This window comes from Xanthomonas euroxanthea (genome assembly GCF_903989455.1).
GTDB lineage: Bacteria > Pseudomonadota > Gammaproteobacteria > Xanthomonadales > Xanthomonadaceae > Xanthomonas > Xanthomonas euroxanthea.
Map to the genome: position 1 here is coordinate 1,198,478 of NZ_LR861803.1, position 12,421 is coordinate 1,210,898.

The 12,421-nt window shown below is 60.3% G+C and carries 17 protein-coding genes and 2 tRNA genes; 8 read left to right on the top strand and 11 right to left on the bottom strand.

The features are described 5' to 3' along the window. Positions 1-92: 92 nt before the first annotated feature. Positions 93-1,739: a M48 family metalloprotease gene (locus H7A86_RS05085; RefSeq protein ID WP_119130942.1), complete on the bottom strand. Its 1,647-nt coding sequence runs from the start codon at positions 1,737-1,739 to the stop codon at positions 93-95. Positions 1,740-1,887: 148 nt separating this feature from the next. On the opposite strand from H7A86_RS05085, the gene grxC reads away from it, so the two are divergent. From grxC to H7A86_RS05100, 3 genes are all read left to right on the top strand, one after another. Further along, a complete protein-coding gene (grxC, locus tag H7A86_RS05090; protein ID WP_104582301.1) occupies positions 1,888-2,196 on the top strand; it encodes a glutaredoxin 3 in 309 nt (102 codons plus the stop codon). Next, complete coding sequence (locus tag H7A86_RS05095) at positions 2,193-2,588, top strand: carboxymuconolactone decarboxylase family protein (RefSeq protein WP_104582302.1); 396 nt, start codon at positions 2,193-2,195, stop codon at positions 2,586-2,588. The genes grxC and H7A86_RS05095 overlap by 4 nt, the downstream gene beginning before the upstream one ends. 370 nt (positions 2,589-2,958) lie before the next feature. Then, the gene (locus H7A86_RS05100; protein ID WP_104532882.1) at positions 2,959-3,966 is read left to right on the top strand and encodes an isocitrate dehydrogenase; all 1,008 of its coding nucleotides are present in this window, start codon (positions 2,959-2,961) and stop codon (positions 3,964-3,966) included. A gap of 143 nt (positions 3,967-4,109) precedes the next feature. On the opposite strand, the gene H7A86_RS05105 is transcribed toward H7A86_RS05100, so the two are convergent. Further along, on the bottom strand, positions 4,110-4,871 hold the full coding sequence (locus tag H7A86_RS05105) for a Bax inhibitor-1/YccA family protein (protein ID WP_104582303.1): 762 nt from the start codon (positions 4,869-4,871) through the stop codon (positions 4,110-4,112). 152 nt (positions 4,872-5,023) lie between these two features. On the opposite strand from H7A86_RS05105, the gene H7A86_RS05110 reads away from it, so the two are divergent. The 4 genes from H7A86_RS05110 to H7A86_RS05125 all read left to right on the top strand — a co-directional run bounded on the left by H7A86_RS05110 (position 5,024) and on the right by H7A86_RS05125 (position 7,504). Further along, positions 5,024-5,100, top strand: a tRNA-Pro gene (locus tag H7A86_RS05110). A gap of 42 nt (positions 5,101-5,142) precedes the next feature. After that, a tRNA-Arg gene (locus H7A86_RS05115) sits at positions 5,143-5,219 on the top strand. 165 nt (positions 5,220-5,384) lie between these two features. Next, on the top strand, positions 5,385-6,497 hold the full coding sequence (locus H7A86_RS05120) for a ParB/Srx family N-terminal domain-containing protein (protein WP_232099243.1): 1,113 nt from the start codon (positions 5,385-5,387) through the stop codon (positions 6,495-6,497). Further along, positions 6,494-7,504, top strand: a complete 1,011-nt coding sequence (locus H7A86_RS05125) for a hypothetical protein (protein WP_180708036.1) — start codon at positions 6,494-6,496, stop codon at positions 7,502-7,504. The genes H7A86_RS05120 and H7A86_RS05125 overlap by 4 nt, the downstream gene beginning before the upstream one ends. Here the strand turns inward: H7A86_RS05125 and H7A86_RS05130 are convergent. Next, complete coding sequence (locus H7A86_RS05130) at positions 7,479-8,372, bottom strand: DNA adenine methylase (protein WP_119130830.1); 894 nt, start codon at positions 8,370-8,372, stop codon at positions 7,479-7,481. The two genes, H7A86_RS05125 and H7A86_RS05130, sit on opposite strands and share 26 nt — an antisense overlap. Then, the gene (locus H7A86_RS05135; protein ID WP_232099245.1) at positions 8,369-9,607 is read right to left on the bottom strand and encodes a site-specific integrase; all 1,239 of its coding nucleotides are present in this window, start codon (positions 9,605-9,607) and stop codon (positions 8,369-8,371) included. The genes H7A86_RS05130 and H7A86_RS05135 overlap by 4 nt, the downstream gene beginning before the upstream one ends. 404 nt (positions 9,608-10,011) lie before the next feature. Here H7A86_RS05135 and H7A86_RS05140 point away from each other — a divergent pair, with 404 nt between their 5' ends. Then, a complete protein-coding gene (locus H7A86_RS05140) occupies positions 10,012-10,491 on the top strand; it encodes a hypothetical protein (RefSeq protein WP_119130832.1) in 480 nt (159 codons plus the stop codon). 10 nt (positions 10,492-10,501) lie between these two features. Here the strand turns inward: H7A86_RS05140 and H7A86_RS05145 are convergent, their stop codons facing one another. Genes H7A86_RS05145 through H7A86_RS05175 form a run of 7 tightly spaced genes read right to left on the bottom strand, consistent with a single transcriptional unit; the run spans position 10,502 to position 12,228 of the window. Then, positions 10,502-10,678: a hypothetical protein gene (locus H7A86_RS05145; protein ID WP_180708037.1), complete on the bottom strand. Its 177-nt coding sequence runs from the start codon at positions 10,676-10,678 to the stop codon at positions 10,502-10,504. Then, positions 10,675-10,974, bottom strand: a complete 300-nt coding sequence (locus tag H7A86_RS05150) for a hypothetical protein (RefSeq protein ID WP_119130833.1) — start codon at positions 10,972-10,974, stop codon at positions 10,675-10,677. The genes H7A86_RS05145 and H7A86_RS05150 overlap by 4 nt, the downstream gene beginning before the upstream one ends. An 11-nt stretch (positions 10,975-10,985) precedes the next feature. Continuing rightward, positions 10,986-11,285: a hypothetical protein gene (locus H7A86_RS05155; RefSeq protein ID WP_119130834.1), complete on the bottom strand. Its 300-nt coding sequence runs from the start codon at positions 11,283-11,285 to the stop codon at positions 10,986-10,988. A gap of 1 nt (position 11,286) precedes the next feature. Next, positions 11,287-11,475 (bottom strand): hypothetical protein, encoded by a 189-nt coding sequence (locus H7A86_RS05160; RefSeq protein WP_119130835.1) that lies wholly within the window; start codon positions 11,473-11,475, stop codon positions 11,287-11,289. Beyond that, on the bottom strand, positions 11,472-11,687 hold the full coding sequence (locus H7A86_RS05165; protein WP_232099247.1) for a hypothetical protein: 216 nt from the start codon (positions 11,685-11,687) through the stop codon (positions 11,472-11,474). Before H7A86_RS05165 ends, H7A86_RS05160 begins: the two co-directional genes overlap by 4 nt. A gap of 59 nt (positions 11,688-11,746) precedes the next feature. Further along, positions 11,747-12,019, bottom strand: coding sequence for a hypothetical protein (locus H7A86_RS05170; protein WP_119130837.1), 273 nt, complete (start codon positions 12,017-12,019; stop codon positions 11,747-11,749). Further along, entirely contained in the window at positions 12,016-12,228 is a 213-nt protein-coding gene (locus tag H7A86_RS05175; protein ID WP_119130838.1) for a hypothetical protein, read from the bottom strand. Before H7A86_RS05175 ends, H7A86_RS05170 begins: the two co-directional genes overlap by 4 nt. Between the last annotated feature and the right edge of the window lie 193 nt (positions 12,229-12,421).

Sequence of the window (12,421 nt, forward strand, 5' to 3'; positions counted from 1 at the left end):
CCCTCGGCGACAGCGGCTTGCACCGGGGGCCGGCGCAGTGCGGGACGTCTAGGCACACGCCGGGATGACCGTTGCGCCAACCGTCACAAGCGCTAGCGGGTCGACAGATCCGGGTCGCGAATCCCTTGCCGGCGCAGTTCCAGCACGCTCGGGGTGATCGCCGCGATGCGCGCATCCACCCGAGCCCGTGTCACATAGTCGAGATCTTTCTTCTTCAGCGCTTCCAGCTGGATCAGCGCCTGTTCCGGGCGTCCGTTCAGATACGCAGATTCGGCATAGGCCTCGCTGGCGCGCAGATGGTCGCCGGACAGCTCGCAGGCGCGTGCGTAAGTCTGTTGCAACAAGGCATCCTCGCTACTGCGATGCAGCAGCGGCTCCAGCACCTGACGCGCGCGCTGGCCGGACTCCTTGCTGGCCTGCTCGTTGAGCGCGCCGGCGTAGGTCAGCGCCACCGCGCGGTTGTTCGGCAGTTGCTTGAGCAGCGCGTCGAAGCGGGCATTGGCCACCTCGCGCTGGCCCACCCGCGCCTGCGCCTCGCTCAGGCCCAGCGTCAGCCATAAATTATCCGGATGCGCCTCCAGCAGGCTGGTCAGTTCGGCCACCGGTTCGCTCGGCCGGCCGCCGCTATTGCGCAGGCGCGCCAGCGCCAGGCCGTAGCGCTGGGCATCGGTCAGGCCGTGCTTGTTGCTGCGACGCAGGGTCTCGTATTCGCGGATCGCCGCATCCGGCGTGGTCGCGCTGAGCACGCGCAGGCGCTCCTTGGCCCAGTCGAAGTTCTGCTGGTCGTCGCCGCGGCTCAGTGCATCCACCGGCAGCCGCAGCGCATACGGAAGGATCGCGTTGCCGTTGCGGCTCAGCGGTTCGGACAGCGACGGGTCGGCCGGGTCCACCCGTTCCTGGCGCGTTCCGCCCGGTACCGAGGTGGTCAGCACCACGGTGTTCTTCTTCATCTGTTCGGCGCGCGCCTTGGCCTCGCTGATGCGCGTGACCGTGACCGGGTGGGTCTGCAGGAAGTCGGGCGCGCTGTAGCCGCCCTCGTTGGCGCGCATTGCCACCGACATGCGTTCGAAGAAGCCGGCCATTGCATCCACGTCGTAGCCGCTGCGCACCAGCGTGCGGATACCCAGCCGGTCAGCCTCCGATTCGTTGGAGCGGGTGTAGTCGATCTGGCGTTGCTGCATCAGGCCCATCGCGCTGGTAATGCCGGCCATGGTGGCATCGCCCTTGGAATTGCCGCCGGCCTGTTGCGCGGCGACCACCGCTGCCAGCATGCCCAGCAGGATCGGGATCTGGTCGCGCTGGGCCCGCTCCACCCCACGCAGCACGTGCTGCTGGGTGACGTGGGCGATTTCGTGCGACAGCACCGCGGCCACTTCGTCCTCGCGCTCGGCGGTCAACACCAGCCCCGCATTGACCGCGATATAGCCGCCCAGCGTGGCGAAGGCGTTGATCTGGCGGTCGCGCAGCATGAAGAACGTAAACGGCTGCTGCGGCTGGTCGCTGTTGGCGCCGAGCCGGGTCCCCATGGTCTGCAGCCAGTCGGTGATCAGCGGGTCGTCCAGCACGTAGTCGTAGTTGCGCAACTCGGCCAGCATCATCTTGCCGTACTCGGCCTGGCGCGCCGGGGTCAGCAGCTCGCCGGCGGACGAGCCGATGTCGGGCAGGCGGTTTTCCTGCGCGGGTGCCACGCCCATGGCAACGGCCAGCGTGAGGGCAATGGCGAGCGGTAGCAGGCGCAAGTGGAACTCCCAGGTAATGCGCGGAGCATGCGGGCAGCACGGCGCGATGGCGTGAATCATCGGTTAATCCACAGTGTTGCGGTGACGACATGGAAATTCCAGTCGCCCGGTACCATTGTCAGACCTCAGACCAACCGCGGAGTTTCCCGTGAGCCAAGACCCCAATGTGCAGGATGCGGCCGCCGGCCCGCAGATCACCCTGTATTCCTCTGCGATCTGCCCGTACTGCGTGGCGGCCAAGAACTTCCTCAAGAGCAAGGGCCGGACCTGGACCGAGGTGCGCATCGACCTGGACCCGGCCGAGCGCAACAAGATGGTCGCGCTGGCCAAGCGCACCAGCGTGCCGCAGATTTTCGTCGGCGACGTCCATGTGGGCGGCTACGACGACATGATGGCCATGCACCGGGCCGGCAAGCTCGAACCGTTGCTGGCCGGCACTGCAGGCGGCCAGGCATGAGTGAGCATGACGGCAGCAGCGACGACCGTTTGCGCGAGTTCACCGAATTTCGTCAGCGCATGAACCAGCGCATCTTGGCCGAGCCCAACCAGGTGGTGCGCCGGTTCTTTGCGCTGGACACCCAGACTTACCAGGCCGGCGCGCTGGACGTGAAGACCAAGGAGCTGCTCGGTCTGGTCGCCTCGATGGTGCTGCGCTGCGACGACTGCATCAGCTACCACGTCGCCCAGTGCAAGGAAGCCGGCGTGACCCGCGAAGAGTTCTTCGAGACCTTCTCGGTCGGCCTGGTGGTTGGCGGCTCCATCGTCATCCCGCATCTGCGTCGCGCGGTGGATTTCCTCGACCAGCTCGAGGGCGGCGCCCAGGCACCGGCGCAGCACGCGCACGATTGATGTGTCGAGCGGGAGTCGGGAGTGGTGATTCGGGATTCGTAAAAGCGGGCGCGCGCGTGCTGCCCTAGTCGGCGGCACAGACTTTGTGCGCTCTGGTTGTCCGGTGCCGGCCGTAGGCTAGGGCGGTGCGTCCAGAGCGCCTCCACACGCTGGGTCCTGGTGCGCCTGGAGGCTGCGGGCGCGCACTGCGGTTGTCTGATGCCACTGACTGCACCGGGTTTCCGCAACAGTCATCCGGGCCGCTCTTAGACCAAGGTCGGTTTGGGCGCCTTCACCGGCATCGGGCATAATTGCCTGTGAAACCTCCTTGCGCCGCTCTGCCGGGTATTGCGGCTGGCGCTCCCCCCTTCAAGTTCGGAAACCCAACGTTATGACGCAGACAATCACGGTCATCCGCGGCGACGGTATTGGCCCGGAGATCATGGATGCCACGCTGTTCGTGCTCGACGCGCTGCAGGCTGGCCTGACCTACGAGTACGCCGACGCTGGCCTGGTCGCGCTGGAAAAGCACGGCGATCTGCTGCCCGAGTCCACCCTGGCCTCGATCACCAAGAACAAGGTGGCCCTGAAGAGCCCGCTGACCACGCCGGTCGGCGAGGGCTTCAGCTCGATCAACGTGGCCATGCGTCGCAAGTTCGACCTGTATGCCAACGTGCGTCCGGCCAAGTCGTTCCCCAACACCAAGTCGCGTTTCGCCGATGGCGTGGACCTGATCACGGTGCGCGAGAACACCGAGGGTGCCTACCTGAGCGAAGGCCAGACCGTATCCGAGGATGGCGAGACCGCGTTCTCCGGCGCCCGCGTCACCCGCAAGGGCTCCGAGCGCATCGTGCGCTACGCCTTCGACCTGGCGCGCGCCACCGGCCGCAAGAAGGTCACCGCGGTGCACAAGGCCAACATCATCAAGTCGACCTCGGGCCTGTTCCTGAAGGTGGCACGCGACGTGGCCGCGCAGTACCCGGAAATCGAGTTCCAGGAAATGATCGTCGACAACACCTGCATGCAGCTGGTGATGCGTCCGGAACAGTTCGACATCATCGTGACCACCAACCTGTTTGGCGACATCATCTCCGACCTGTGTGCCGGCCTGGTCGGCGGCCTGGGCCTGGCCCCGGGCGCCAACATCGGTGTGGACGCGGCGATCTTCGAAGCCGTGCACGGCTCGGCGCCGGACATCGCAGGGCAGGGCAAGGCCAACCCGTGCGCATTGCTGCTGGGTGCCGCGCAGATGCTGGACCACATCGGTCAGCCGCAGAACGCCGAGCGCCTGCGCGAAGCGATCGTGGCCACCCTGGAAGCCAAGGATGCGCTGACCCCCGACCTGGGCGGCACCGGCAACACCATGGGCTTCGCCAAGGCCATCGCCAGCCGCCTCTGAGCGCGCCGGTAGGTCGCACAAGAGAAAGGGCGCCGACGGCGCCCTTTCTTTTTGCTGGAAGCGGGTTGCTTGAAGCCAGTGTCACGCCATCAGGCGAAGGGGTCGCTGTTGCGATTCCCCACTCCCGATTCCCGATTCTCCACTCAGTTACGCGACTGCAGCTTCGACAGCAAGCGCAGGAACTCGATGTACAGCCACACCAGCGTGACCATCAGGCCGAACGCGCCGTACCACTCCATGTGCTTGGGCGCGCCGTGTTCGACGCCGCTTTCGATGAAGTCGAAGTCCAGCACCAGGTTCAGCGCGGCCACCACGACCACGAACAGGCTGAAGCCGATCCCGATCAGGCCAGAGTCGTGGATGAAGGGAATGCGCACGCCGAAAAAGCCCAGCACGATGGTCGCCAGATACACCAGCGCAATGCCGCCGGTGGCCGCCACCACGCCCAGCTTGAAGTTCTCGGTGGCCTTGATCATGCCGCTGCGGTAGGCGAACAGCAGCGCGAACATGGTGCCGAAGGTCAGCAACACCGCCTGGAACACGATGCCGTTGAAACGCGCCTCGTACACCGCCGAGATCGAACCCAGGAAGAAGCCTTCCACCAGCGCATACAGCGGCGCGGTGACCGGGGCCCAGGTCGGCTTGAAGCTGGTCGCCAGTGCGAATACCAGTCCGCCGATCGCGCCGGCGATCATGTACAGGCGTGCTGCCGGTAGCGGCATGCCATCGGCGCCGATCGATTGCGACCAGGCGAAGGCGGCAGTGAGTACCGCCATCAGCAATAGCAGGCCGGTCTTGTTGACGGTGCCGTTGAGGGTCATCGCCTGACCGTCGCGCGTGACCACCGCGCCGGAGCCAAGGTCGAGGAAGGTGGATTCCCGAAGGGCGGGATTGCCGCTACGCATGCGTATTCTCCATGAATGTAGGTGCCTGCCGACTTGGCGAGCAATGGGTGTGAGGATACCGGATCGTCCAATTTACACAGAGTGATTGACAGCAAGGCCAATCATTCCCAAAATAGCCGACCTTTCCAGCCTTCGGGATTGAAAGGTCCCGCCGGGGTATAGCGCAGTCTGGTAGCGCGCCTGCTTTGGGAGCAGGATGTCGGGGGTTCGAATCCCTCTACCCCGACCATTCCGAGCTCTTGACGGCGTGGGAATGCGAAGTTCGGTCCGGGCGCCCGTAGCTCAACCGGATAGAGCACCGGCCTTCTAAGCCGGCGGTTACAGGTTCGAGTCCTGTCGGGCGCGCCATATAGATCAATGACTTAGCTTCGCATCTGTCAGTTTTCCCTAAAAATCTCCTGAATTTTTAGATGTGGAGCGGCCTTGTGTCATTGGGGCTGTTCATCTGGTGGCTGCTCGCGTAACAATAGCCGTGAATCCGTCCGGCTGTGAGTTATGCCCTCCAAGAATGTTGTGTTCGAGCAAATTGAAGACATTGCGCCTGAGGGCTTGGTCTTCGATATCCAAAATCCGCGTCTGGAGGACGGCGTAGACGGCAATGAGCCGACCAGTGAAAAGGAGATCATTCAATGGCTGCGCAACTTGGCAGCTTTGGATGAGTTGATATCTTCCATCACGCATAACGGTTTCAAGCGGATTGAGCCACTAGTGATCCATGGCCCTGACGGCGGGCCTTATACGGTACTGGAAGGCAACCGGCGCCTTGCGTGCATCAGATTGCTCAAAAATACTGCTTTGGCTGACGAATTAGGTGTCTCAGTACCAAGGCCGGTACCACCATCAGTTCTTGATTCAATCCAGACGGTTCCTGTCTATCGGGTACATAACCCCTCTGACGCAAGGGCATTCATTGGCTTCAAGCACATCAATGGCCCGCATCGCTGGGAATCGTTTGCAAAAGCGAAGTACGTTACCAGTTGGTGGCTTGATGAGCGAGAGACCGGGCTCACCATTAATGAAATAGCGGATAGGCTTGGGGACGATAACAACACCATACGTAACATGATTGCCGGCATGTTGGTGCTCGAGCAGGGAAAGAGAATCGGCTTCGAGATATCGGATAGAGCTAACAAGGGGCGTTTCGCGTTCTCGCATTTGTACACTGCCCTGTCCCGAGCAGAGTATATGGATCATCTTGGCCTCAGGAAGGGGTGGGCACAGAAGCTTGAGGTTGATCCTATTCCTGTTGAAAAGTCGGAGGAGCTTTCAGAGGTTCTGCTTTATTTGTACGGTAGCAAGTCGCAAAAAAAACCGTCGTTAATCAAATCGCAAAACCCTGATCTTGCGCATCTCGGTGAGGCGCTGAGGAACAATATTGCTCTGCACGTGCTGCGTGGTGGCGCAAGTTTGCAAGAGGCTCGGCAGGAATTTAGGCCTCCGGAAACAATGCTCAACGAGCTTTTGGTGACAATTAATCTGCGTTTGAGAGAGGCTACCCAGTTGGCTGCTCGCGCCGAAACGTTACCGGAAGCACTAGCTGAAATTGCAAAGGAAATTCACACGCAAGCAAAAGGCCTTACGTTACTTGTAAGTGCAGCCATGAAAGGTAAGCAGGGTCAAGAATGAGGCTGCAAGCTGTTCCATTTGACGCCGACACGCACACGGCCGCGGACTGGATGGAAATGAAAGCGATCTTAGGTCCTAAGGATCGGCTTTCGTTTACCGATATAGAAAGGGCTTGGGAAGCAAATCGCGAATCAGAGGATCAAGACCCGGGGGGCGGTTTTGAACAGTTTGACGAGTGGCTCAACGCTAGAGTTATGATTATTCAACGACGCATCGAGCTACTTGGAGAGTCGTATCCATTCGAATTCTCCGATGATGACACTGCTCTTAGGTTTAAAGGTGATGCAGAAATTGCTGATGGTGAGGCAGTTTACTTGCTCTGTCTCTTTTTATCAGTGGCCAGAGATACTTCCGTCTTCGTAGATCCAATTCCCATCACGCCATGGATGAGAGATGCCTTTCAGGCATGCTCAGGCTGGGCCGCAGCCGGGTCGATTGATGGTTCATCGTATGTGTTTGGATGGCCGCGAGTTGACGGAAGCGACTTCCAAGTTGCTTTGCATGATGTATTCGTCACGCTCATGGCTGATGGTGAGATTGTCCCGCATAGCAATGCCCCCGCTGGTTCAGCCGGTCGCGAAAAAGATGCAGGGATTGACGTTATCGCATGGAAAGAAAGAATAGATAAGTCTAGTGGAAAATTAAATCTATTTGGGCAGGTGGCAAGTGGCGCAAATTGGCGCGATAAGCCTATTTCGCCATATATAGATGCACTGCAGAAGAATTGGCTGGCGAGTCCATGGATAATTCCCCCTCAACCAGCAATGTTTATTCCATTTTCTATCGTCCCTCTCTTCGGAGCTACCTATAGAGAGCAGGTTCGATATTTCTCAGCGATGTACGGATCAATATTTTATCGAGAGATTCTTCCTGCATATGCCGCGCGCGGTTTGTTGTTAGAACGCTCGGGTTCAATCTTTTGTCACCGCTCTAATGAATTGCCCCGACTAATAGCGCGTGAGAAGGCATTTATTAAAGTGCTCAGACGAACGCAAGATTATTCATAGGCATGACGCGCATAGGTTTCACTGGAGCTGGGACGACCAGGCCTGGTGAGTAAAATATAACCTCTGTGCCGCGCCCTCTTTCCTGGGCTGTATAATTGAGAGTGTAAGTGAGTTCTTCGTATCCGGAGTACAGGCCTCTGATTACGGGATGGTCGTCGTATGAAACCATCCAATTGCAGTTTTTGGGGAGATTGCCGACTGTTTTTGCTACATCAGCGTGATCTGACGGGTTGTAGTGATGCATATAAAGCCCCTGGCCCTTGGTGAAATAAGGTGGGTCAAAATAAATCAGATTTTTCTTTGCAATTTTCGGCGCAAGCCTCTTCACGAGAGTCTGAGCATCCTCGTTATGCAGGCGGATGCCCTCGCTTCTCTCTGCGATTCTTTCGATCCGCCAGATCAAATCTTCAACGTTGAAGCGGGCATCAATCTTCCAAGGACCAGTCTGTTCTTTGCCGCCAATGACTCCACCCAGCAAAATTCCTGAACGGTTAGTTCGATTTAGGAAGAATGTCGAAAAAGCTAAATCTAATGTGTCTGGCGAAGCCTCTTGCTGGACAGTTCTGGCCCATTGCCAGGTGTCCATATCCACCTTGCATTTTTGAATTCGGCGAATTAGCCGTTCAGCATCTGTCAGAACTGCCGACCAAAAGGCATGCACCGCTGGATTGAGGTCATTGATATGTATCCGCTTGACAAGTCCACGGATCAGCAATTCCATAGCCACAGCAGCACCGCCAGCATATGGCTCGACATAGGTTCCACCGAAGAGACCGTTCAGCTCCAGGACCTTCTCAACGTAGTCGGCCAGCTTTCCCTTGCCTCCTGGGTAGCGAAGAGGGGTGTAGAAGCCATGCGATTGGGTCATTTGTCGGGTTCCATGATGCGGTTAGCAGTATAAGCCGCCACGGGGTGGATGCTCCCACTTGTGGAGGAAACGACAGGCAGTGAGTGGTCATACACGTGGAGCATCGCGTCGGTCTTGTGCCCGCTGGCCAGCTTCTTGTCGCCGTCTGTATCCGTGACGCCGCGGTGCTTCAGCCCGTGCAGTGCAAAGCGATCTGTCTCAACTAGCACCCCATCTCGTAGCGCGTTCTTCATGAGACGTTGCCACGAGGTGTTGAAGCCTGACCTGGTGAGTGGGCCACCGTCTTCGCCGACGAACAGATAGCGCTCCGACGCATCTAGTGGCACAGGCCGTTTCTGACGCTGCCAGACGTTGAAGCGATAGGTTTGCAAGGCCTGAATTGCTTCAGTGAGGGGCCCGCCTTTTCGGACAAGATTGTCGCGGCTTCCTTTGCGTCTGTTAGTCATCAGTTCTTGCCCAACATCATGAGCGTCCGTGAGGGTGAGAACCTCGATGCCCCTGAGCCTTGCTTGATATGCGAGCTCCATGGCAGCCCAAAGATAGAGAGGTACTGCACCCTTTTCTCTTGGACCCCGGGTACTGCATTCTCGGGCATAGGCTTGCACCGCTCTGAACACCTCTGGCTTCGGCATTCGGTGGGCACGCCTTTCCTTTACCTGCTTCACGCCGCTGGCCGGGTTGGTCTGGACATGGTCGTGTTCACGTGCCCAGCCGAAGACTCGGCGTAGATAGCGCAGCCAGTGATTTGCCTTGGTGGGGTACCCAGGCACATCCTTCTGCCCAGGTTTTTCGGCTGGTCTCCCGTGGGCGATCACGTCCACCAGCCGACGAATGACGCCTGGGGTAAGGCGATCCACGACAGCGTCGCCCAGCATTGTTCCGTTCTTCAAGGGGTACAGCCTGATCGCTTTGGCATAGTCCCGATAGTGCTGCTGGGTTGTGCTCGCCAACTGAGCAAATGTCAGGCTGCCTTCGAACAGATCAATCACAAATGAGATCGTTCCTCGCACAGCCACTCCGCTGCGTTGTTCTGCGATCACATGCAGATCGGAGAGGCGCGCGGTCGCTTGTGCAACGGTCTTTGCTTTGTAGCCTCGCCCTTCCGGGTGCGGATTCAGTACGTACCAGCGCCCTCTGCCACTGTTATCCCAGTAGATGCCTTTGGGTACCTTGCTGTAGTCGATATGACCCGGAAGGTTTGCTGGTTCTTTCCTTGGGCGGCCGCGTGTAGCCATGCTGATTGACACCGAAAAATGAGTAGGCCGGACTCGTGTGGCGAGTCGGTTCGAGCGATGGTTCTCAGAGCAGATCGCTAGCGCTGTAACAGTCAGCGTTTGGCGCGTTTGGCGTAAGCCCGATTGCGGCGTTCAGGGCATCAGTCGTGGTCCAGATGCCTCCCTTGCCATCGTAGTGATAGCGAATGCCGCAGCGACGTGCCCATTGCTCGACGGTCGATAGACGCGGGCGCTCGCCCGGTCGGCACAGGGACTGCATATCCTCAAACTGCAATACGGTTCCAATCATGTTGCGGACCTGATTGCGATTTCTTTAAGCAGCAGAAAGGTAATGCTGCCAGTGCCAATGTTCGCTGTGGCTGCTTGTCTTACCATTGCGCGCCTGCTATCTCGATGGAACGCTTATGTCGGACACTTGTACTTGCAGTTGCCACAACGAGGATATTCCTGCTGAGCAACGCGTACAGCAGCTGAAGGATGCTGACGCAGATACTTTTGACCAATCGCTCAAACGGTTCGTGGAGCTGATGAAATGCATGGCTCTTGGGGTGTCGTTCGGCATTGGTGGGTCGGCAGTAGCAGCGTCTGGGATTGCATACCGTGCGAAGGTTGTGGGAGTAGCTGGTTGCGCGATCGGCGGCGCCCTGACAGTTACTTGTGCTGTCTTGATCTTTGTGAAGCCATATATGCACAACGTTCCCTCCGAGTGGCGTGCGAGGGCTAAGGGCGTTAGCGTCTTTTCGGCTCTTGTGTTGGCGGCATCCTTCACGTTCTTCATCACGATGGACGTGATCAAAGATGCTCGTAGAGACCGACCTTTTCCTGAGTCCTGCGTTGGCTCTGACAGCAAGTTCAATCGGTCCGGCTTGATAGTGAAATATTGACCGCATACAACTAGACCTTGATCACTCGCGCATCGGTTGCCTCGCGCCGCGATAGGCTCTTACGCACCGGCGTAGCACCCAACTTCTGCACCTTGCCGCCGCGCTTAGCGAATGCCTTGAGGTGTGCCGCCAGGTCGGCGCGTTCGCGGTCTTTGTGGCGGACGGTGGAGAGGGCGAAGGCGCTCATTGCGCACCTGCCTTGCCACGCGCAGCGGGTTCGTCGCGCAGCAGCTGCTCGGCGTAGGCGACGCCGCGCTGGTTTAGGGTGATGGTGTTGGGGAACTGCGGGTCGTCGAGCTGCACCAGGCCGGCGTTGTCGAGCCAGTTGATGCAGCGGCGGGTGAATGCCTGGATCTGCACGGGGCCGCTGGTCTGCACCTGGGCGGGCATGGCGGCGAAGCCGCCGCGGGTGCGGCGCAGGGTGCGGCCCTGTGCGGTGTATGCCGCCTTGAGCGCGGCCTGTGCTTTGGGTTGTAGATGCATGGTGACCTCGATCAGGCGGCGTGTGCCGCGGTGGCCAGGTGCGCGAACAGCTGTTCGCGGGCGCGGCTCAGGTGGGACAGCGGGATGCGGTGCTGGCCGGTGGGTTCGGTCCAGCGGCCTTCGGTGAGTGCGCGGCTGGTGCTCGGCGTGGTGGCCTTGCCGCAGCGGCAGCACTCGATGTGGAACGTGGCCGGCGCCGGCCCGCCGATGCGGTAGCGGTGTGGTGCGCCGTGTGTGGTGACCAGCTGCGGGCGGTGGCCTGGCTGGCACGCGGGAATGCTGAGCGGCAGTGGCGTGGCTTCCTGGCGCATGTCAGTCCTGGGCCCGCGCTAGCCGAACGTGGGGGAGGGCGGGCCGCTGTTCGTCGGCATACGTGCGGTGGGTGCCGCCGCTGCGGTGGGCAGAGTGGATCTCTGCCAGCCGCAGCGGGATGCAGACGGCCGCCAGGATCGCCACCACCGCCCAGCCGGCGGCCAGGGTGCGTTGGTAGGTGCGGCTCATGCGCGTGGCTCCTGTACCTGCACGCCGTGCTGCCGGAGCCAGCGCGTGGCCCGTTGCAGCACGCGCGGGGCCAGCGCATACGTGTCGCGGCCGATGCACAGTTGGCGCGTGGTGGTGCGCGCGCGCAGGCGCGGCGCCACCGCGCAGCCATCCAGCGATGGCGTGACCTTGCCGTCGTACAGGCCGGCCCAGATCCAATCTGTGCAGATCATGAGCGCGAGCGTTTGGCCTGCATGGCCGGTGGGGAAAATTGCTTCGACTGGGCGCGTGCTCATGGCGTCACCCGTACCGGGACGCCGTGCGCGGCCATCCATTCGCACATGGCCTGAAGCGCATCGTCGCTTGCGGTGTAGGCGGTCTGGCCCAGCTGCAATGCGCCCTCCATGCGACGCACATCGGTGAGGCGGCAGACAGTCACCGCGACCTCGCTGCTGCGGTCGGTGCCGTACAGCGCGGCACTCACCGACTCGTGTTTGATGGATAGACGCAGCAAGGTGCCCTGACCGCGGCCCGGACGAAAGTTGGCAGAGGGAAAGTCGCTCATGCGCCGCGCACCTGGATGAGGGCGGACCGAAAACGCTCTATCTGCTCCCTACGCTTGGCGATCCTTTTCTGCAGGCAGGAGGCATAGCTGGCAGAGGCGCAATCGCCCAGCATGTTGAGGGTGTGCTGATCCTCGCGGATCGCGTCCTCTGCCCAGATAATTGCGGACGTCAGATCTTCAGCAGTCAACGAAGCGGCAATGGCGCTCATGCACGCAGCTCCCGGACGAAGTCGCGGCTAGCCGCCTCAGCTCGAAGGCCCGCTAATTCGATACGATCGTTACGCTTCGGGTAGCGTTTCGTTCCCTTCGACATGCCGCGCTGCTGCAGTGCCTTGGCGCGAGTACGGTCGTCGGCAGCGCAGATGCGAAAGCACCGCGTAGTTGCTCGGTCCGGCTCTTCTT

Excerpts from the sequence above, each read along its gene's own strand:
- H7A86_RS05095 (WP_104582302.1), top strand. The coding sequence starts at position 2,193 with ATGAGTGAGCATGACGGCAGCAGCGACGACCGTTTGCGCGAGTTCACC.
- H7A86_RS05100 (WP_104532882.1), top strand. The coding sequence starts at position 2,959 with ATGACGCAGACAATCACGGTCATCCGCGGCGACGGTATTGGCCCGGAG.
- H7A86_RS05105 (WP_104582303.1), bottom strand. The coding sequence starts at position 4,871 with ATGCGTAGCGGCAATCCCGCCCTTCGGGAATCCACCTTCCTCGACCTT.
- H7A86_RS05125 (WP_180708036.1), top strand. The coding sequence starts at position 6,494 with ATGAGGCTGCAAGCTGTTCCATTTGACGCCGACACGCACACGGCCGCG.
- H7A86_RS05130 (WP_119130830.1), bottom strand. The coding sequence starts at position 8,372 with ATGACCCAATCGCATGGCTTCTACACCCCTCTTCGCTACCCAGGAGGC.
- H7A86_RS05135 (WP_232099245.1), bottom strand. The coding sequence starts at position 9,607 with ATGGCTACACGCGGCCGCCCAAGGAAAGAACCAGCAAACCTTCCGGGT.
- H7A86_RS05140 (WP_119130832.1), top strand. The coding sequence starts at position 10,012 with ATGTCGGACACTTGTACTTGCAGTTGCCACAACGAGGATATTCCTGCT.
- H7A86_RS05145 (WP_180708037.1), bottom strand. The coding sequence starts at position 10,678 with ATGAGCGCCTTCGCCCTCTCCACCGTCCGCCACAAAGACCGCGAACGC.
- H7A86_RS05150 (WP_119130833.1), bottom strand. The coding sequence starts at position 10,974 with ATGCATCTACAACCCAAAGCACAGGCCGCGCTCAAGGCGGCATACACC.
- H7A86_RS05155 (WP_119130834.1), bottom strand. The coding sequence starts at position 11,285 with ATGCGCCAGGAAGCCACGCCACTGCCGCTCAGCATTCCCGCGTGCCAG.
- H7A86_RS05160 (WP_119130835.1), bottom strand. The coding sequence starts at position 11,475 with ATGAGCCGCACCTACCAACGCACCCTGGCCGCCGGCTGGGCGGTGGTG.
- H7A86_RS05165 (WP_232099247.1), bottom strand. The coding sequence starts at position 11,687 with ATGATCTGCACAGATTGGATCTGGGCCGGCCTGTACGACGGCAAGGTC.
- H7A86_RS05170 (WP_119130837.1), bottom strand. The coding sequence starts at position 12,019 with ATGAGCGACTTTCCCTCTGCCAACTTTCGTCCGGGCCGCGGTCAGGGC.
- H7A86_RS05175 (WP_119130838.1), bottom strand. The coding sequence starts at position 12,228 with ATGAGCGCCATTGCCGCTTCGTTGACTGCTGAAGATCTGACGTCCGCA.